Genomic DNA, 20,140 nt, shown 5'->3' on the forward strand with positions numbered 1-20,140 from the left:
TTCAGGTGTTAGTGTCCTTACGGACGTGGGGGTTCAAGTCCCCCCCCTCGCACCAGATATCTTATTCTCTCCCTGTATTGCACCCCTGTTACATCATCATCTTTAGATTCAACAGTATCAGCATCATTGCGCCAACCAGAGCAACGCCTGAAGGCAATAAAATAAAATGGCGTAAACGCTTATGGTAAAGCATGGCGGGTGTCAGTAATAAGCCCAGAACAATCACCATTCGCCACGCATTGGCTGATAAATCCGCCAGCATCAGCACCGCAACAATCACTCCAGGCACCACAATTCCCCAGCCACTTCCCAGCGCTCGCTGCAACATGGTTTCATCTCTCAAATCGATAATGATAACCAATATCATATGATATTTTTTCTCAATTGTCAGCCTGCGGTCATACGGTCGTATGAAGATTACTCATCATCTAATGACAGTCATTCAGGAAGGTGATAAATTAAGCGCTGCTTAAATCTAAATCCAAATCACTAATTTTTCGCAATGACAGTTTCATTGCGTTACTTCTTTTTTCCTTTGACTCATAGCGCAGTAGTATATTGCGGATAAATAACGATTTTTAGGTATGACATTACAAACCTGGCAATCTCTATGTAATAAGAGATATCGATTGTCCCTACGACTCTTTTTACTGCTCAACGCAATCTCAGCTTTGTTCTCTATTGCTCTGCCGCTCTACAATCAGCGCGCGTTCACGTTTCCCGTGTGCGCTATCTTTGCGGCGAGCATTGTGCTGCCCGTCTGGCAAAAGTGTTATCCAAAAACAAAAATCAATATCACATTCATCTCACTTATATTTGGCTGCCTGTGGGCATGGCATGTGATAACCAAAGCCAGGTTACTTAATGACGACGCCTCTACCTACCTGCTTATAGCCTTGTTGAGCGTGCTTTTTATCGGCTCAATCGCTTTTTCAAATAACATTGTCGCCTTTTTGCTGCACTCTTTGCCGGTCTTCGTGACATGTCTGTGGTTTAGCGAAGGGGAAAGCGCAATCAGGCTTATTTACACCTTTGCGCTGCCAGTGTTGGGGATCTCTATCCAGCATGCGATCCAAAAACGTAACGATAGTTTTGCCCTTGCACTGATGAACCGCCTGATGCAGGAGCGTAAAACGCTAAATGATCTGAGCATGCTTGACCCACTAACCGGCCTGTACAACCGTCGTGGTTTGCAACACAAACTAGATAACTTGCTGGCCGTTGATGAGAGTTCGCGTTTCGTCCTGCTGCTCGATATTGACCACTTCAAAGCCTACAACGACCACTACGGACACATGATGGGCGATCAGGCGCTTATCCGTGTTTCCGCTGCTTTACGCGACGCCGTGCGTTCCCGTGATATCGTCGCGCGCTTTGGTGGCGAAGAGTTTATGATCCTGCTGAATAACGTTGATGTTGAGCAGGCTCGCCTTACCGGAGAGCGCATCCGCCAGAAAGTGTACGATTTAAAAATCCCGCATATGTTTAACGAAAGCGTCGCCACAAACGTCACGATCAGTATCGGGATTGCGCCACTTGTCGATCACGATATTGATGCGGCGCTTTCGCTCGCCGATAAAGCGTTATATGAAGCCAAACATTTAGGTCGTAATAACATTCTGGTGAGTGGCGAGCTGCGAGTCGCCTGAGGCGCGCTCAGCGCTAACTTTTCGATAAAAATGTTGCTATCGATTTTACCTCTGGCTAGGATTGGCAATCATTATCATTTAGATTTGCTATCGGCTGGCGCTATGACCTATCGCACCGCATCGATCACCGAAAACATTATCTGGCGAAGCCGACTCACTGATGAGCGTGATTCGCTGGCAAATGCCATGCGGGAAACCATCGCCAGCACCCGTGAGTATTTGCTCGATTTTATTCGTCTGAATGAACCCGCACCGTACCAAGCAATGACACTGGCTGAGTGGGCGCGCCCTGCCGCATTACAGTCACTTATCGCCACCTACTCCGATCATATTTACCGCAACCAGTTGACGCAGCAACGTGAAAACAAACCGTTGCTATCGTTATGGGCGCAGTGGTATCTCGGGCTGCTGGTACCGCCACTATTATTGACGTTGCTGACGCAAAAAAGCGCCACTAGTCTCTCCCCGGAACATTTTCATGCCGAGTTCCATGAAACCGGCCGCGCCGCGTGTTTCTGGATTGATGTGCAACGGGATAATAAGTTGTCGTCATGCGACGACGCGCAGCGTATATGTGCATTAACGACGCAGGCGATCCTCCCGGTAGTTCAGGCGCTGGAAGTCACCGGCGATATCAACGGTAAACTTATCTGGAGCAATACCGGCTATCTGATTAACTGGTGCCTGGGGGAACTCATCCCAAAACTAGGTGAAACGCGTGTTGCCGCACTTCGCCAGCTTTGCTTTTTCGAAAAGCAGCTCGCTGACGGCAGTGATAACCCTTTGTGGCGCACAGTTGTTCTGCGCGACGACGCTCTGGTGCGTCGCACTTGCTGCCAGCGCTATCGCCTGCCCGATGTTCAGCAGTGCGGTGACTGTACGCTGAAATAAGCAGAGGGCGATAAATCGCCCTCTTCGTTTTTATTCGACACCATCACGCAACCTGCTTATCTTCCTCTGCGCGTTGTGCCTCTTCTGCTTCCTGTTCCAGCAACTGTTTCTCATACACTTTGAAGAACGGGTAGTAAATTATCGCAGACACACAGGCCAGCAGAACGACAAGGATCGCCGCGCGGAAATCCCAACCTAACGCCCATGCACCGCCAATCGGCGCTGGCGCTGTCCATGGTACGACCGAGATGACGCGGCCAATCAGATCCAGTTTCATTGCCGCCCAGGCAATAATTGCATTAAGAGTCGGAGCCAGCAGGAATGGGATAAAGAACACAGGGTTCATTACGATGGGGGTACCGAAAATAACCGGCTCGTTGATGTTGAACAAACTCGGTACCACGCTCAAACGCCCGATCGAACGCAAATGCACCGAGCGGCTACGCAAGTAGCAGAACACCAGCCCCATGGTCGCCCCGGATCCGCCAATCACAATAAAGAATGTCCAGAACGCTTCCATAAAGATATGCGGTAACGGCGCACCTTGCGCCAGCGCACTCTGGTTAAGCCCGAGGTTCGTTAACCAGAACATCTGCAGCATCCCGGAAACAATCGCCGCACCATGAATACCCGCAAACCACAATAAATGGCCGATGATCACCGCCAGCAAAATCGCAGGTAGCGAGTCCGCCGCCGCCACCAGTGGTTTGAATAGGGCCATAATGGCTTGCGGAATTAACATGTTGAACTGCGTCTGGATAAGCAGGCTCAGCGGATAAAGGGTAAGCACCACGACCAAAACCGGGATCAGCAAATCAAAAGAGTTTTTGATCATTGGCGGCACCTGGTCTGGCAAACGGATGCCTATATTGTGCGCTTTCAGAAAACGCATCATTTCAACGCAGTAAACAGCCACCAGGATCGCGGTAAAAATACCGGTACCGCCCAGACTATCAACTGGCAATGTGCCGTTGGTTTTCGGTGCTGCGACCAGTAAAAAAGCCATCAGCGACAGCATCGCGCACATAAACGGATCCAGCTGATGCGACTTCACATAATGTTTACCGAGATTGTAAGCAATCGCCGCACAGATATAGATAGACATAATGCCCATCGTCATATCAAAAGGCGTAAGGATCCGCCCTTCATACTGCTTCGCCAGGTCCAGCCATGTCCGGGCAAAACCCCAGGTCGTATCTGGCGAAAATGGAGGGTATGCGAATACCAGCAAGAATGAGCCCACTATCATAAACGGCATCGCGGAGATAAAACCGTCGCGAATCGCCATAACATGACGCTGGGAAGAGATGCGTCCGGCTACCGGACTGACATAATTTTCTATAAACCGGAAAATAAGATTAAACGCAGCATGGTTGGCAGACATAGTAGATCTCCTATCAGGATAACAAAGTAAGCGCATCAGCAACCGTTCTGCCGTGCAGCGATCCATGTTTTTGACGTGAAACCATGCAGGTTTTCGAACCAGCATTACAGCAAAGTTGAGTAGGTTTCATAGACGGCTCTTTTTTAATTTTATGAACAGAGGGAAATGACAAAATGAGTATTAACCCGGCTTGTTAACACTGCAACCGGTTACTGTAACCGGTTTCCGCGATTGTGAAGAGGATCGAGAATCTGGCAGTAAGATGTTTGTTATGCCCGGTTATTTACACGCATAACAGGCTTGTGACAGATTAATGGCGGTCATTTGCTGGAGAACATCATGAGTTTGCAGTCCGTGCGGCAGTTCTTTGCCGATAACGCCCCCGACATCGATATTATTGAACTTAACCAAAGTACAGCGACCGTGGCACTCGCCGCCGCCGCGCATAATGTCGAACCAGGGCAAATCGCAAAGACACTGTCGTTAAAAGTGAAAAACGAAGTGATATTGGTCGTCGCGAAAGGTGATGCACGCCTTGATAATAAAAAACTAAAAAATACCTTTGGCGCGAAAGCCCGAATGCTAAGCAGTGATGAGGTTGTCACCATTACCGGACATCCAGTCGGTGGTGTCTGCCCGTTTGGTCTGGAAAACCCGTTGCAGGTATATTGTGACGTGTCGTTAAAACGCTATCAGGAAGTGTTACCGGCCGCGGGAGCAATTCACAGCGCGATTCGTATTTCTCCCGACAGAATGGCGCAATTAACACACGCGAAATGGATTGATGTGTGTCTGTAGTTGCCTAACAAAGCGCCAGGGATAGCCTGGCGCAGTTCCCAAAAAAACGTTTACATTAACTCCGATGCGGCCCGCGCGCAGGGCGGCTTCCATGTCAGAATATCCGCCGCATCAAGCAAACCGACATCTGATGTGACCCCCAGCTTTGCCATTGCGTTGAATTTATGCGCCCGAATAGTTTTCACATTACGATCCAGCTGCGATGCAATTTCGGCAACAGAAAACCCCCGCGTCATGTAGTTCAGAATTTCCCTTTCTGTCGGGCTGAGCATACGACACTGGCTCACATACCAATGGTTAATCATGTTTTCGTTAATGCGCCGCGTCTCCCCAAACAACGTGACCAACTCCTCCAGTAGCACAGCAAGGGGGGATGATTTACTTAATATCCCGTGCAACCGTGAGGGTGAGAGATGCCCAACCAGCCGCGCTTCACGGTTATCTCCCGCTAATACAATGCGTTGCATTCCTGGATGAGAAAGGGAGAGTAAATGCAGACACATCAGGCATTCCAGCCGTTCTTTCCGTTGACCAAAAAGGGAATAGATGACGGAAAAAAACGAAGTCTGTTTCAGCGCCTGCCGAAACGCCGAATGATCTTTAAAAAAATAAAATTGATAGTGATTAATAGCAGATTCATCAAATAAATGTCGTAGGCCCTCCCCGCTCATTATGCATTTTTCTATGATGGCAACATTTCCCTTCTTCCTGGTATTTTCCATTCATTATGCTCTCCGTCCGCCGTACCAAAATCCAGCTGTTTCATTCCCTGACTGCTATTAATCCATGTATACAAATCTGCATTACTACGTAGTGATAATCGCCGCATTGCGCTATTTTTCTGCGCACTAACTGTTTTATTACTTTTTTTAAGCAGCGTGGCAATTTGATTAATCCCCCATCCTTTTCCAAGGAGGCGTAACACTTTGCGCTCAGACAACGTTAACATTGCGTTCGAAAAAGAATTGTCGGTGTGTTTATGCCATCCTGAAGTCAATAAGGTTTGGCTTATATTCTCAACATTCTTATGCCCATTACGAATGGCGTCAATTACGCCCTCTATCGGTTCGACATCGGCCAGCAAGGTCGTTTTGGGCTGCATAAGAAGCTCAGCGGCCACAGGGTAGAGGCTGCGCGAAACGAAGAATAGCCAGCGTGCATTATCGCATTGAGGAAACAGTGAATAATATTGCTGACAGATTTTTCTTGCATAACGCTGCTCCCCTGATAAGTCAGTGATTATCAATCTGGCGCATTTTAATTTAAGCAGTGCAACCTCTTCCACTGATGAATAATAATTGAGTGCATATTCCGGGAAATGTCGCTCAAGAATGCCGCCAATCCCGACCCTAAGTATCGGCGTTTTGCTGATGATAATCCCCTGATTGCCGTCTCTCGATAGCATAAAGCCTCCGCTTCCATTTGCGCGTTCTATCAACCTTATTTATAAGTATTTACTCAGTTAATACTCATATTGCGTAAAGTAGCAGCACCGTTTTGATGGAGCCGCCATAAAATTGGCACAGTTTATGAATGGAAATAAATATAATGTACTGAATTATAATATCCACAAGTAGCGTGTCAACATTACACAATGCGCATTAAAACATCCGATACATTATTAATAATAAAATAAGAAATTTAAAACAGTCGGCACATATTGAGATAAGATAAAAGCAATCATCTTAAATAATATATAAGATCTTATTAACGCTAACTTCATCATTATTCTCAGCTAAACAGAAAAAAATCTGCTGTTTCTTTTCTGTTATTACTTCATTCTTAACATGCGATAAGCTCTCCTTTTGAACATGAACAAGCGTGATTTAATGCACAATTCTTGATCTTTCTTAGCGCCATCCAGCCAGTGTCCTGTGCTAAAAATAGGCTTTCCGCTCCACCCTTCGTGAGCGCCAGTGCAACAATACCAGGGTAATTATGCAAACAGACCAGTCATCACAGCGTGCCATTACGCGGCTGTGCATTCAGTGTGGCCTTTTTTTGTTACAGCACGGCGCAGAGAGCGCGCTGGTTGAGGAGCTTTCAACGCGTCTGGGACTGGCGCTGGGTATGGACAGTGTTGAAAGCTCGATTTCTTCCAATGCCATTGTTCTTACCACGATTAAAGACGGAATGTGCCTGACATCAACCCGTAAAAATAGCGATCGCGGCATTAATATGCACGTGGTGACGGAAGTTCAGCATATTGTCATTCTCACTGAACATAAGCTATTGGATTGCAAAGACGTCGAGAAGCGCTTCGCTCAGGTCAAACCCTTACGCTACCCGCGCTGGCTGGTCACGCTGATGGTGGGTCTCTCTTGTGCCTGCTTTTGCAAGCTCAATAACGGCGGCTGGGATGGTGCTTTTATAACTTTTTGCGCCAGTAGTGTCGCGATGTATGTCCGCCTTGTGCTGGCAGGTCGCCACTTACACCCGCAAATCAACTTTTGTATCACCGCTTTTGTTGCTACTACGGTTTCCGGCTTGATGCTGACGCTGCCCGCTTTTCTGCAATCATCCACCGTTGCGATGGCCGCCAGCGTTTTACTTCTGGTACCGGGGTTTCCGCTGATTAATTCGGTTGCCGATATGTTTAAAGGGCATATCAATACGGGCCTTGCACGCTGGGCTATCGCCAGCTTATTAACGCTTGCCACCTGTATTGGTGTGGTAATGGCAATGACATTGTGGGGATTACGCGGATGGATGTGATTTTGTTCATCCTGGCGCTGGCGCAGGATATGTTACTGGCGGCCATCCCTGCCGTTGGCTTTGCCATGGTATTTAACGTGCCGCACCGCGCTCTACCGTGGTGCGCGCTGCTTGGCGCGATTGGCCATGGTTCGCGCTTCGCTATGGTGCACTGGGGATTCAATATCGAATGGTCGACTTTTGCCGCCTCAATGCTGGTCGGCTCGATTGGCATCCACTGGTCACGCTGGTATCTGGCGCACCCGAAAGTCTTTACCGTGGCGGCGGTGATCCCTATGTTTCCGGGCATTTCCGCCTATACTGCAATGATTTCGGCGGTCAAGATCGGCCATTTTGGCTACAGCGAAGAACTGATGATTTTGCTGTTAACGAACTTCCTGAAAGCATCATCGATTGTCGGCGCACTCTCTATTGGCCTGTCGATTCCTGGGCTGTGGATTTATCGCAAACGCCCCCGCGTATAAGGTCGGTTCTCTGTCGCCGCGGAATTACCGCCGCCCTTACGGGTGGAATTGCGCGGCGGCAAATTTTGGGGCAGAGAAACTTATTGCCATTGCGTAACGTGCGGAATAACTTTTTGATTAAAATGTAATTTTTCAAAGCAGCGATTTACCAAACACGCAGTGAGCAACGATCCAGGCCCCTTCGCATTACTTTTGCAAAAATCCCGGTTCTGGTCGCGAAGCGCCATTATGATGCTGAAACAGCAGGCAAATTTTTGTGCGCATACTTTTTCGAAAAAAAATAACTTGCAATAAAATCGTGTGCTATCTATATTCAATCTCATGAAGAAGACATCGACTCCAACCGCGAATGCGCAGCTCGCGTTAGATAACCAGTTTTGTTTTGCACTGTACTCAACAAATCTGGCGCTGCATAAGCTCTACCGGCAGCTCCTCGCGCCGATGAATCTCACTTACCCGCAATATCTGGTGATGCTGGTGCTGTGGGAGAAAGATGACATCACGGTGTCGGAAATTGGCGAGCGCCTGTTTCTCGACTCCGCCACACTGACGCCGCTGCTGAAGCGTCTGGAAAGCGCCGGGCTGATTCGTCGTCAACGTTCGCGCCAGGATGAACGCCAGGTGGTGATCACCCTAAGCGAAAGCGGGCGTGACTTGCAGCAACAAGCGACGTCGATTCCGGAAGCAATCGGCTGTGCAATGGCTTGTGATAGCGCAACGCTTGCCGATATCAAGCAGCAACTGGAACGGCTTCGCCAACAATTTCAACGGGCATAATCTCCCTTTACAGGGAGTTTATCCCCAGTAAAAAATAGCACGCTATTTTATAGCAAACACTTCAGATAATAAGGAACCTGCCATGTCTTTAGAAAAAGTTGTTTACACCGCCAAAGCCAAAGCAACCGGAGGCCGTGATGGCCGCGCAACCTCTTCCGACGGCGTACTGGATGTCAAACTGGGCGTGCCGAAAGAGATGGGTGGCGCTGGCGGTGAAGTTACTAACCCGGAACAGCTGTTTGCTGCGGGTTACTCTGCCTGCTTCCTCGGAGCGATGAAATTTGTCGCCGGTCGCGACAAAATCGCCATGCCGAAAGATGCGTTTATCGAAGGCGAAGTGGGTATCGGCCCTTTGCCGACCGGCTTTGGTATTGAAGCAAAACTGAATATCCACCTGCCGGGGATGGATGCCGCTGAAGCCAAAAAACTGGTCGATGCAGCACACATTGTTTGCCCCTATTCCAACGCCACGCGTGGCAACATCGACGTTACGCTGAATATCATTGCGTAACGCAAAAAAGCCAACGTTATTGGAAAATCACAAGCCGGGGAAACCCGGCTTTTTCACGCTGTTCTGCCCTTTGCGCTCCCTGTGTTACTATGTGTGATTATGCCTGTGTGAAAAAAACACAGTGCGCCGTATCCGTAGTAATCCTGTTTGAGAACGCGTTATGTCTTCCAGAATCCTGACGCCGAATGTCATTGGTATTGATGAATTTGTGCGCGATCCTGCCTGCGTGCTGGCACGCACGGAAGGCGGCGCCATCGCCGTTTTTGCCAATAATAGCCCCGCGTTTTACGCTATTACGCCGCAGCGCCTTGAACAACTGCTGGCGCTCGAAGCACAGCTTGCGCGCCCGATGAGCGACATTTCGCTCGATGCACAATTCTATGAAGAACCAGCCGCCGCGCCGGTAAATGTGCCAATGGGCAAATTCGCCATGTATGCGGGCTGGCAGCCGGATGCTGACTTTCAGCGCCTGGCGGCGATGTGGGGCATTGCGCTGGCGCATCCCGCCACGCCGGAAGAGCTGGCCTCGTTCGTGGCTTACTGGCAGGCCGAAGGCAAAGTTTTCCATCACGTCCAGTGGCAGCAAAAACTGGCGCGCAGCCTGCAAATAGGCCGTAGCAACCAGAACGGCGCGGCAAAGCGGGATATTAACGCCCTGTCCGAACCGGATAATCAAATCCCACCAGGTTTTAGAGGATAACGATGAAAAACGTCGGCGAATTGATGAAGCGACTGCAAAAAATGATGCCTGCCAACACCAAGCCTGCTTTTAAAACCGGCGAAGAGTTGATGGCGTGGCAGAAGCAACAAGGCGAAATCCGTTCGGCGGCGCTGGAGCGCGAAAACCGCGCCATGAAAATGCAGCGCACCTTCAACCGTTCCGGCATTCGTCCCCTGCACCAGAACTGCTCTTTCGATAACTATCGTGTTGAGACGGAAGGCCAAATGCGGGCGCTGAGCCAGGCACGGCAATATGTAGAAGAGTTCGACGGTAACATCGCCAGTTTTATCTTTTCAGGCAAACCCGGAACCGGCAAAAACCATCTGGCAGCGGCTATCTGTAATGAACTGCTGTTGCGGGGGAAATCGGTGCTGATTATTACCGTTGCCGACATTATGTCGGCCATGAAAGAAACTTTTGGCAACAAGGAAAACAGTGAAGAGCAGTTGCTCAATGACTTAAGCAGCGTTGACCTGCTGGTGATTGATGAAATCGGTATGCAGACGGAATCCCGCTACGAAAAAGTGATTATCAACCAGATTGTCGATCGTCGCTCTTCGTCCAAACGCCCGACAGGCATGCTGACCAACAGCAACCTGGAAGAGATGAATAAGCTGTTGGGCGAACGCGTGATGGACAGGATGCGTCTCGGCAACAGCCTGTGGGTGATCTTCAACTGGGAAAGTTACCGCAGCCGCGTCACCGGTAAAGAGTATTGAGAGTTTTCCCATCCGTGGCGCGACCGCGCCCGGGTGTATACTGGCCGCCTTTGTTGATACCAGGATCTGCCCTCGATGAAATTCCTCCAACACCTCCTTTGCAGCGCCGCACTCGGTAGCGCGCTGCTTACCGGCTTCGCACAAGCCGCCTCCTGGCAGGACACGCTTTCCAGCGCCGCCAGCGAACTCAGCCAGAAATCGGCTACATCTCAATCCCAGCAAGGGGGTCTTTCACTCTCCTCCCTGACGGGTCTGCTTAATGGCGGTAACCAGGCGCTTAGCGCTGACACCATGAACAATGCGGCGGGCGTGATGAGCTGGTGTGCGAAAAATAAGCTCTCCAGCCTGACCAACACCGAAAATGTGAAAAACCAGGTGCTGGATAAACTGGGTCTGGGTGCCGCTCAGCAGAAACAGGACACCAATTATCTGGAAGGGATCCAGGGCATGCTGAACACCAAAAACGGGGAACAGCTGAATCTGAGCAACATCGGTAGTACGCCGCTGGCGGAAAAAGTGAAATCCAAAGCCTGCGATATCGTCCTCAAGCAGGGCGTTAACTTCCTCTCCTGATATCCCGCCGCGTTCAGTCAGAGCGCGGCGTTATCCTTCCCCGCTTTACCGAAACGCCGCCAGTGCGACGGCTATCACTATTACGCCTTTCTAAACCAATTCTGAATAAGTACGCCACAGAGTGACACTACAATTGCAGATATGTGACATGAACATTAAATTATACGCCCTGTTACAAAAATTAATGGCCAGCAATATGCCTGGCGTTGATGAGGAATAACGGTTGTCCGAGTTGCTCTCTATCGCGCTGTTTCTTGCCTCTGTGGCTATCTATGCCTGGAAAGCGGGCCGTAATACCTGGTGGTTTAGCGCCACCCTGCTGGTGCTGGGTCTTTTTGTCATCCTGAATATCACCCTTTACGCCAGCAATTATTTTACCGGCGACGGCATCAACGACGCGGTGTTATACACCCTGACCAACAGCCTGACAGGCGCGGGGGTCGGCAAATATATGCTTCCCGGCGCGGGGTTAGTATTAGCGCTGGTAGCGGTGTTTTGCGCGCTCGGCTGGGTACTGCGCCGTCGTCGCCATCTGCCACACCATTTCGGCTATAGCTTACTGGCGCTCGCACTGGCGCTCGGTTCGGTGGACGCCAGCCCGGCGTTCCGCCAGATAACCGAGCTGGTAAAATCCCAGACGCGTGAAGGCGACCCTGACTTCGCCACTTTTTATAAAGTACCGGCAAAGCAGATCCCCAATCCCAAACTGAACCTCGTCTACATCTACGGTGAAAGTCTTGAGCGCACCTATTTTAACGAGGAGGCGTTTCCCGGCCTGACGCCGGAACTGGGCGCGCTAAAAGAAGAAGGCATTGATTTTAGCCATACAGAACAACTACCCGGCACCGATTACACCATCGCCGGCATGGTCTCTTCGCAGTGCGGCATCCCGCTATTTGCACCGTTCGAAGGCAACGCGTCGGCCTCCGTTTCCAGCTTCTTTCCGCAGAATCTTTGCCTTGGCGACATCCTGAAAAATTCCGGCTACGAAAACCACTTTATTCAGGGCGCTAACCTGCGTTTCGCCGGGAAAGATGTGTTTTTAAAATCCCACGGCTTTGATTACCTGACCGGTGCAGAAGAGCTGAAAAACGAGGTCGCGGACCCGCATTACCGTAACGACTGGGGTTTTTATGACGATACGGTGCTGGATACCGTGTGGAAACAGTACGAGGAACTCTCCCGTTCCGGTAAACGCTTTTCGCTGTTTGCGCTGACGGTGGATACCCACCACCCGGACGGTTTTATCTCGCGCGGCTGCGAACGTAAAAGTTATGCCTACGATGGCAAGCCGAACCAGTCATTTAGCGCGGTAACCTGCAGCCAGCAAAATATCGCCGCGCTTATCAACAAAATCAAAGCGTCGCCGTGGTTTAAAGACACGGTGATCGTGGTGTCATCGGATCATCTGGCGATGAATAACACCGCGTGGAAATACCTCAACAAGCACGATCGCAGCAACCTGTTCTTTGTGCTGCGCGGCGATGAACCGCAGCAAGATATCTCCGGTATTAAGCGCAGCACTCTTGATAACGGCGCAACCGTGCTGGATATTCTCGGCGGCGATAATTTCCTCGGCCTTGGCCGCAGCAGCCTCTCCGGGCAGTCGCTTTCGGGTATTTTCCTCAATATGAAAGCGAAAATGCTGGCGTGGAAACCGGACATTATCCGGCTGTGGAATTTCCCGAAAGAGATGAAAGACTTCACCATCGATACAGATAAACAGATGGTGGCGTTCTCTGGCAGCCAGTTCCGTTTGCCGTTGCTGGTGCGGGTATCGGATAAAGTTGAACCGCTGCCGGAAAGTGAGTATTCCGCACCGCTGCGCTTCCAGCTGGCGGATTTCGCCCCGCGCGATAACTTCGTCTGGATCGACCAATGCTACAAAATGGCGCGTTTATGGTCCCCGGAACTGGCGCTTTCTACCGACTGGTGCGTCTCGCAGGGGCAACTGGGCGGCGAACAGCAAGTCCAGCGTGTCGACAACGCGCAGTGGAAAGGGAAAACCGCGTTTAAACAAACGGTGATCAGTAGCGATCGCTACCAGAAAAACGTCGATACCCTGAAGATCCTTGACGATAGCATTCGTTACAAGGCCGACAGTTTTGTCTTTAACGTGGCGGGCGCGCCGGAGGAAATAAAACAGTTCAGCGGCCTCTCTCGTCCGGAAAGCTGGGGGCGCTGGTCAAATGCCAATCTGGGCGAAGAAGTGGCGATCGAATATAACCAACCGCTACCGGAACAGTTCGAGCTGGTGATCACCGCCAAAGCCTTTGGCCCGAATGCTAACCGGCCGATTCCAGTGCGCGTTGGCGATCAACAACAAACGCTGACGCTGGGTAATGAGCTCAGCACCACCACGCTGCACTTTAGCAATCCGTCTCACAGCAACCGGCTGGTCATTGTGCCGCCGGAACCGCAATCGACCAATGAAGGCAATATTCTTGGTCATTCGCCGCGTAAACTGGGTATTGGTCTGGTGGAAATCAAAGTGGTGAACCGTGAAGGCTGACCGCTACAGTTCCGCTTTCATCTCGTACTGGCTGATGGCCATAGTGGCGTAGCCCGCGCGCTGGAACAGGGATGAAAAACGCTCTGGCACCGCCACGGTGGTGCCAAGCGCCGGAAAGTGCTGGTTCAACGCCTGCAGCAACTCGCAGGCAAACCCTTTTCGCCGGTACTCTGACTCCACATAAATAAACCGCAGCAGGGGTTTACCACCGAGGGTGGAAACCAGCGCATAAGCATGTTTGCGGTACTCGAACGCTCGCGCCGGCAGCGATACCGCAGTGAGCGGATCCACCTGCCACGGCAGCCGGTCATGGCATTCACTTATGGAGCTGCGCACCACTTCCAGCGGATCGCGCGCCTGTAACGTACCATTCTCTTCAGCTACATCCTCACGGCCCTGGTAGCCAAACAGCGGCTGAACGGTGGCAAACCCCAGCGCATGATAAAGGGCGATACCGGCATGATTATCGCTCATGACTTCCAGCCACATCTGGCGAACACCTTTCGCACGCAGCCCCGCCATCAACGGCGGCAATATTTGTCTGCCCACGCCCTGGCCGCGAAATGGCGGGCAAATCGCAAAGGCCGCCAGTCGGGCACAATCACCACGCCGGGCGATCAAAGCCACAGCGGCAGGCGTATCGCCCGCCAGCCAGACGCAGGAATCGACGAGGCTTAAACCTTCGGCAAGAAAGCGTTGTGCAAAAACATCGGGCGGCAGAGAAAACGGAACGCGATAGCCTTCAAAACAGGCACCGGTGATAGTGGTCAGCGCTTCGCAACTATAGTGGATGGCAGGAACAGCGACAAGGTTCATAAGGCTTCTCCGCGACATGATGCAATGAGCATAGCACGGTGAAGCGGGAGAAAATGCGCCCTGTGTGACAGGGCGCAAATAACGATTAGAAGGTTTCCCAGTTCTCGCCCGCGTCGGTCGCGGCTTTACGCGGCAGCGCGGTTGCAGGTTCCGCTTTCACAAAACTGGTTGGCGTTGCGCCAGCGTTTTTACGCTGGTCCTGCATGATGCGGAACACAGAAACGGCCTGCGTCAGGCGGCTGGCTTGTTCTTCCAGCGCTGCCGCAGCGGCGGCAGACTCTTCCACCAGAGAGGCGTTCTGCTGGGTAACGCGATCCATTTCAGCAACGGCCAGACCAACCTGGTCAATGCCGCGGCTCTGCTCATCAGAAGCAGAGGCAATTTCGCCCATGATGTCGGTAACGCGGGTAACGGCGTTGACGATCTCATCCATGGTTTCACCGGCGCTTTCCACCAGTGTGGAACCCACTTCAACGCGGCCAACAGAGTCTTCAATCAGGCTCTTGATTTCGCGGGCTGCCTGAGCGCTGCGCTGCGCAAGGTTACGCACTTCACCGGCAACCACGGCAAAACCGCGACCCTGTTCACCCGCACGTGCTGCTTCGACCGCAGCGTTAAGCGCCAGGATGTTAGTCTGGAAAGCAATGCCGTCGATCACGCTGATAATGTCAGCGATTTTCTGCGAACTGGCGGTAATGTCGCGCATTGTCTGCACCACGTTATCCACCACTTTACCACCTTTTTGCGCGGTCTCGGACGCGCTCAGCGCCAGATGGCTTGCCTGACGGGCGTTTTCGGCGTTCTGTTTCACCGTGGCGGTCAGCTCTTCCATGCTGGCTGCAGTCTCTTCCAGAGAAGCGGCTTGCTGTTCCGTACGGGACGAAAGGTCGTTGTTACCTACGGAAATTTCGCTGGCACCGCTGTAAATGGCGTTGGCACCGTTACGGACATCGCTAACGGTGCGCACCAGTTCGCTTTGCATATGGCGCAGGCTGTCTGCCAGCACGCCCATTTCATTGGAACCCTGTACTTCAATGCGCTGCACCAGATCGCCACCGGCAATATGGCGGATATTGTCGATCAAGTGGTTGAGCGGCTTAATCAGCGCCCCTTTGATCCCTACCCAGACACAGACGATCACCGCCAGTACCACGATCAATACGGTGATAATCACCCACACCGCAGAACCGTAGGAGCTTTCGCTGTCGCGAACCGCTTGTTCATACAGGCTATCGTTCTGCTTCAAGTAGTTAACATATTGCTTCTCAAAACCATCCTGATAGCTCTGAGTCGGCTGGTCAAAGAAGTCATTAATTTTGCCAGCGCCCAGCAACTGGATCAGCTCCGCCAGCGCGTTGTGGTAGATATCGTAGTTACGTTTGATCTCTGCTGCGGCTTCTTCGCTCTGGCGCGGATCGCGCGGCAGTGCCTGGTAAGCGTTCCAGTTCGCTTCCGCCTGTTTCAGCGAGGTGCTGGCAATCTGCATCAGATCCGACACGGTTGCGCCGCTGCCGATATTGCTCTGATCCATCATGTAGCGGATACCCGCGCGGTTAAGGGTGTTACGGGTTTGCAGCAGCGCAACCCAGCTACCGTTCAGTGTGGATTGCTGCTGGCGAATGGTTTGTAAGACGGTGAAGTTTTCTTTGTCCTGTTTCAGCGCGTTGAAGAACAAGCCGCCGGAAGTGAGTTGTAACAAGCCAAATAAAGCCAATACCAGCAACAAACTGGTCACAAGTTTAATACGAGTCAACATGTTTTCTCTTTCCCTATAAACAGATACCAGGTTTTCGGCCTGGCATAGGAAAACTTTATGGTTTAACGTGCTATTTTTTCGCCAGTTATACATGGATTACAACCCGGCAGAATTCGCTCCCTTCCTTGCAAGACAACGACTTAGCGTGACATACATCACAGTTCAGCCAGCGTTTTCCTGCCTCAAAACCGCTTATGACGCATCCGTTACCGCTCACCGCCTTTTTCTAACCACTCAGTCAAATCGCTGCCGATTCGCGCGCGTAATTTGCCATCATGAATGCCAGCATTTCAGCCAATTCAACATTTCAAATCCCATTCACTGTTTCTGTTAAAAACCAGGTCTGATATGGATACTAAAAAACTACTCAAGCACATACCCTGGGTCATCCTCGGGATAATCGGTGCTTTTTGTTTATCCGTTGTCGCATTACGCCGGGGCGAGCATGTCAGCGCGCTGTGGATCGTGGTTGCGTCCGTTTCCGTTTACCTTGTGGCCTACCGCTACTACAGCCTTTACATCGCCCAGAAGGTGATGAAACTCGATCCAACCCGTTCCACGCCGGCGGTAATCAATAACGACGGCCTCAACTATGTGCCGACCAACCGCTACGTGCTGTTTGGTCACCACTTTGCCGCTATCGCCGGCGCAGGCCCGCTGGTAGGTCCGGTACTGGCCGCGCAAATGGGCTACCTGCCGGGTACGTTGTGGCTGCTGGCGGGCGTGGTGCTGGCCGGTGCGGTGCAGGACTTTATGGTGCTGTTTATCTCTTCACGCCGTAACGGCGCGTCTCTTGGTGAGATGGTGAAAGAAGAGATGGGCCGCGTGCCGGGGACCATCGCGCTGTTTGGCTGCTTCCTGATTATGATCATCATCCTCGCGGTGCTGGCGCTGATTGTGGTGAAAGCGCTGGCGGAAAGCCCGTGGGGCGTGTTCACTGTCTGCTCAACCGTGCCGATTGCCCTGTTTATGGGTATTTATATGCGCTTCCTGCGCCCGGGACGTGTAGGCGAAGTGTCAATTATCGGTATTGTGCTGCTGGTGGCCTCCATCTGGTTTGGCGGCGTTATCGCGCACGATCCTTACTGGGGACCAGCGCTGACCTTTAAAGACACCACCATTACCTTTGCACTAGTGGGTTACGCCTTTGTCTCCGCGCTGCTGCCGGTGTGGCTGATCCTTGCCCCGCGCGACTACCTGGCGACCTTCCTGAAAATCGGCGTGATCGTCGGTCTGGCGCTGGGCATCGTGATCCTCAACCCGGAACTGAAAATGCCTGCGGTGACGCAGTACATCGACGGTACTGGACCACTGTGGAAAGGTGCGCTGTTCCCGTTCCTGTTTATTACCATCGCCTGCGGCGCGGTATCTGGCTTCCATGCCCTGATCGCGTCCGGTACCACGCCGAAACTGCTGGCTAACGAAACCGACGCACGCTTTATCGGTTACGGCGCAATGCTGATGGAATCCTTCGTTGCAGTGATGGCGCTGGTTGCCGCCTCCATTATCGAACCAGGTCTCTACTTCGCCATGAACACGCCGCCAGCAGGGCTGGGCATTACCATGCCGAACCTGCATGAGCTGGGCGGTGATAACGCGCCGATGATTCTGGCGCAACTGAAAGATGTCACCGCGCACGCAGCGGCGACCGTCAGCTCCTGGGGCTTTGTGATTTCGCCGGAGCAGATCCTGCAAACCGCGAAAGATATCGGCGAGCCGTCCGTACTGAACCGCGCTGGTGGCGCACCGACGCTGGCCGTTGGTATCGCGCACGTGTTCCACAAAATCATCCCGATGGCGGACATGGGCTTCTGGTACCACTTCGGTATTCTGTTTGAAGCGCTGTTCATCCTCACCGCACTGGATGCCGGTACGCGTGCGGGCCGCTTTATGCTGCAGGATCTGCTGGGTAACTTCGTGCCGTTCCTGAAGAAAACCGACTCGCTGGTAGCCGGCGTCATTGGTACTGCGGGCTGCGTGGGTCTGTGGGGTTATCTGTTGTACCAGGGCGTGGTTGATCCGCTGGGCGGCGTGAAAAGCCTGTGGCCGCTGTTCGGTATCTCTAACCAGATGCTCGCGGCCGTCGCGCTGATGCTGGGCACCGTGGTGCTGGTAAAAATGCAGCGTACCAAATACATCTGGGTCACCGTGGTTCCTGCCATGTGGCTGCTGCTGTGCACCACCTGGGCGCTGGGTCTGAAACTGTTCAGCACCAACCCACAACTGGAAGGCTTCCTGTATATGGCTAACCAGTACAAAGAGAAGATTGCCGCCGGTGGCGGAGATCTGACCGCGCAGCAGATTGCCAACATGAATCATATCGTGGTGAACAACTACACCAACGCCGGGTTGAGTATTCTGTTCCTGGTGGTGGTGTACAGCATCATCTTCTATGGCATCAAAACCTGGTTGCAGGTGCGTAACAACACCGTGCGTACCGACAAAGAAACGCCGTATGTACCGGTGCCGGAAGGCGGTGTGAAAACCTCTTCACACCACTAAACCAGTTGCCGGATGACGCTACGCATCCGGCATATAACGCGTGATGATGTAACCACCGTTGAGGGTGGTTACATCTGTTTCGCAGGCGTCATTGGCGCAGCCAGGTTGAACACTGCCCGTTCAAAATGGCAAGCAAAATAGCCTGCCTCTGCGGGCTTCACATATATCTGAGAAGAATGATGTTTGGTAACTTAGGCGAAGCCAAAAAATACCTCGGTCAGGCGGCAAAGATGCTGATTGGCATCCCGGACTATGACAACTACGTTGATCATATGAAAACCAACCATCCGGATAAGCCGTACATGACTTACGAAGCGTTCTTCCGCGAACGCCAGCAGGCGCGTTACGGTGGAGACGGCAAGGGCGGTGTCCGCTGTTGCTAAAGGAGAATGTATGACCCCGATTGCAGTAACCTTGTTGACCGGTTTTCTCGGCGCCGGCAAAACCACCCTCTTACGCCATATCCTCAATGAGCAACACGGCTACAAAATTGCCGTTATCGAAAATGAATTCGGCGAAGTGTCTGTTGACGATCAACTGATTGGCGATCGCGCCACGCAAATAAAAACCCTGACCAATGGCTGTATCTGCTGTAGCCGATCCAATGAGCTGGAAGATGCGCTGCTGGATCTGCTCGACAGCCTCGATCGTGGCGATATCGCCTTTGATCGGCTGGTAATTGAGTGCACCGGCATGGCCGATCCGGGGCCGATCATTCAAACCTTTTTCGCTCATGAGATCCTTTGCCAGCGCTATCTGCTGGATGGCGTCATTGCGCTGGTCGATGCGGTACATGCCGATGAGCAGATGAATCAGTTCACGCTGGCACAGTCGCAAGTGGGTTATGCCGACCGTATTCTGCTGACCAAAACGGATGTCGCAGGCGAGTGTGAAAAACTGCGCGAACGCTTAAGCCGCATCAACGCCCGCGCGCCGGTTTACACCGTGACGCATGGCGATATCGAGCTGGCGCAACTGTTTAATACCAATGGTTTTATGCTGGAAGAGAACGTGGTGGCGGCAAAACCGCGCTTTCACTTTATCGCTGACAAGCAAAACGACATCAACTCAATCGTGGTCGGGCTGGATTACCCGGTGGATATCAGAGACGTCTCCCGCGTAATGGAAAACCTGTTACTGAGCTTTGCCGAAAAATTGCTGCGCTATAAAGGTATGTTGTGGATCGATGGCGAGCCAAACCGCTTACTGTTCCAGGGCGTACAGCGCCTTTACAGCGCAGACTGGGATCGCCCGTGGGGCGACGAAACACCGCACAGTACGCTGGTGTTTATTGGCGTACAGTTGCCGGAAGACGAGATCAGAGCAGCATTTGCAGGTTTGAAGAAATAACG

Annotated in this window: 20 protein-coding genes; 14 read left to right on the forward strand and 6 right to left on the reverse strand. The window is 52.0% G+C overall.

What is annotated here, in order from left to right:
* Positions 1-88: 88 nt before the first annotated feature.
* Positions 89-367, reverse strand: coding sequence for a DUF1435 domain-containing protein (locus RT644_RS18760; RefSeq protein ID WP_313627574.1), 279 nt, complete (start codon positions 365-367; stop codon positions 89-91).
* Positions 368-584: 217 nt separating this feature from the next.
* On the opposite strand from RT644_RS18760, the gene RT644_RS18765 reads away from it, so the two are divergent.
* Together RT644_RS18765 and fhuF are read left to right on the forward strand one after the other, a co-directional pair.
* Positions 585-1,649, forward strand: a complete 1,065-nt coding sequence (locus RT644_RS18765) for a GGDEF domain-containing protein (protein WP_313627576.1) — start codon at positions 585-587, stop codon at positions 1,647-1,649.
* A gap of 102 nt (positions 1,650-1,751) precedes the next feature.
* Complete coding sequence (fhuF, locus tag RT644_RS18770; protein ID WP_313627578.1) at positions 1,752-2,540, forward strand: siderophore-iron reductase FhuF; 789 nt, start codon at positions 1,752-1,754, stop codon at positions 2,538-2,540.
* A gap of 43 nt (positions 2,541-2,583) precedes the next feature.
* Here the strand turns inward: fhuF and RT644_RS18775 are convergent, their stop codons facing one another.
* The gene (locus RT644_RS18775; protein ID WP_020456453.1) at positions 2,584-3,924 is read right to left on the reverse strand and encodes a PTS cellobiose transporter subunit IIC; all 1,341 of its coding nucleotides are present in this window, start codon (positions 3,922-3,924) and stop codon (positions 2,584-2,586) included.
* A 339-nt stretch (positions 3,925-4,263) separates the two neighbouring features.
* Here RT644_RS18775 and RT644_RS18780 point away from each other — a divergent pair, with 339 nt between their 5' ends.
* A complete protein-coding gene (locus RT644_RS18780) occupies positions 4,264-4,722 on the forward strand; it encodes a YbaK/EbsC family protein (protein WP_020456452.1) in 459 nt (152 codons plus the stop codon).
* Between the two features lie 50 nt (positions 4,723-4,772).
* On the opposite strand, the gene bglJ is transcribed toward RT644_RS18780, so the two are convergent.
* Positions 4,773-5,393 (reverse strand): DNA-binding transcriptional activator BglJ, encoded by a 621-nt coding sequence (gene bglJ, locus RT644_RS18785; RefSeq protein ID WP_071925256.1) that lies wholly within the window; start codon positions 5,391-5,393, stop codon positions 4,773-4,775.
* A gap of 11 nt (positions 5,394-5,404) precedes the next feature.
* The gene (locus tag RT644_RS18790) at positions 5,405-6,127 is read right to left on the reverse strand and encodes a response regulator transcription factor (RefSeq protein ID WP_313627580.1); all 723 of its coding nucleotides are present in this window, start codon (positions 6,125-6,127) and stop codon (positions 5,405-5,407) included.
* A gap of 533 nt (positions 6,128-6,660) precedes the next feature.
* On the opposite strand from RT644_RS18790, the gene RT644_RS18795 reads away from it, so the two are divergent.
* From RT644_RS18795 to opgB, 8 genes are all read left to right on the forward strand, one after another.
* Positions 6,661-7,437: a threonine/serine exporter ThrE family protein gene (locus tag RT644_RS18795; protein ID WP_200552733.1), complete on the forward strand. Its 777-nt coding sequence runs from the start codon at positions 6,661-6,663 to the stop codon at positions 7,435-7,437.
* On the forward strand, positions 7,428-7,901 hold the full coding sequence (locus RT644_RS18800) for a threonine/serine exporter (RefSeq protein WP_017457822.1): 474 nt from the start codon (positions 7,428-7,430) through the stop codon (positions 7,899-7,901). Before RT644_RS18795 ends, RT644_RS18800 begins: the two co-directional genes overlap by 10 nt.
* A 321-nt stretch (positions 7,902-8,222) precedes the next feature.
* Positions 8,223-8,678, forward strand: coding sequence for a MarR family winged helix-turn-helix transcriptional regulator (locus RT644_RS18805; protein WP_020456447.1), 456 nt, complete (start codon positions 8,223-8,225; stop codon positions 8,676-8,678).
* Between the two features lie 82 nt (positions 8,679-8,760).
* Positions 8,761-9,189, forward strand: coding sequence for an organic hydroperoxide resistance protein (locus RT644_RS18810; protein WP_020456446.1), 429 nt, complete (start codon positions 8,761-8,763; stop codon positions 9,187-9,189).
* A gap of 160 nt (positions 9,190-9,349) precedes the next feature.
* Positions 9,350-9,889 carry a primosomal protein DnaT gene (gene dnaT / locus RT644_RS18815; protein WP_097407449.1) on the forward strand — a complete coding sequence of 180 codons (540 nt, stop codon included), beginning with the start codon at positions 9,350-9,352 and terminating at the stop codon, positions 9,887-9,889.
* Positions 9,890-9,891: 2 nt separating this feature from the next.
* Positions 9,892-10,629, forward strand: a complete 738-nt coding sequence (gene dnaC, locus RT644_RS18820; protein ID WP_020456444.1) for a DNA replication protein DnaC — start codon at positions 9,892-9,894, stop codon at positions 10,627-10,629.
* 75 nt (positions 10,630-10,704) lie between these two features.
* Entirely contained in the window at positions 10,705-11,202 is a 498-nt protein-coding gene (locus tag RT644_RS18825; protein WP_313627583.1) for a DUF2501 domain-containing protein, read from the forward strand.
* Between the two features lie 223 nt (positions 11,203-11,425).
* Positions 11,426-13,714 (forward strand): phosphatidylglycerol--membrane-oligosaccharide glycerophosphotransferase, encoded by a 2,289-nt coding sequence (gene opgB, locus RT644_RS18830; RefSeq protein WP_160271218.1) that lies wholly within the window; start codon positions 11,426-11,428, stop codon positions 13,712-13,714.
* A 3-nt stretch (positions 13,715-13,717) separates the two neighbouring features.
* Here the strand turns inward: opgB and RT644_RS18835 are convergent, their stop codons facing one another.
* The gene (locus RT644_RS18835; protein ID WP_313627585.1) at positions 13,718-14,530 is read right to left on the reverse strand and encodes a GNAT family N-acetyltransferase; all 813 of its coding nucleotides are present in this window, start codon (positions 14,528-14,530) and stop codon (positions 13,718-13,720) included.
* A gap of 85 nt (positions 14,531-14,615) precedes the next feature.
* The gene (gene tsr / locus RT644_RS18840; RefSeq protein WP_020456440.1) at positions 14,616-16,286 is read right to left on the reverse strand and encodes a methyl-accepting chemotaxis protein; all 1,671 of its coding nucleotides are present in this window, start codon (positions 16,284-16,286) and stop codon (positions 14,616-14,618) included.
* A 348-nt stretch (positions 16,287-16,634) separates the two neighbouring features.
* Between tsr and RT644_RS18845 the strand changes: the two genes are divergently transcribed.
* The 3 genes from RT644_RS18845 (at position 16,635) to yjiA (ending at position 20,138) form a co-directional block, all read left to right on the forward strand.
* Complete coding sequence (locus tag RT644_RS18845; RefSeq protein WP_313627588.1) at positions 16,635-18,788, forward strand: carbon starvation CstA family protein; 2,154 nt, start codon at positions 16,635-16,637, stop codon at positions 18,786-18,788.
* A gap of 179 nt (positions 18,789-18,967) precedes the next feature.
* Entirely contained in the window at positions 18,968-19,171 is a 204-nt protein-coding gene (locus RT644_RS18850; RefSeq protein WP_020456438.1) for a YbdD/YjiX family protein, read from the forward strand.
* Positions 19,172-19,181: 10 nt separating this feature from the next.
* Entirely contained in the window at positions 19,182-20,138 is a 957-nt protein-coding gene (gene yjiA / locus RT644_RS18855; protein WP_313627590.1) for a GTPase, read from the forward strand.
* The last annotated feature ends 2 nt before the right edge of the window (positions 20,139-20,140 follow it).

It is taken from the genome of Kosakonia sp. (genome assembly GCF_032104925.1).
In the GTDB taxonomy this organism is placed as follows: domain Bacteria; phylum Pseudomonadota; class Gammaproteobacteria; order Enterobacterales; family Enterobacteriaceae; genus Kosakonia.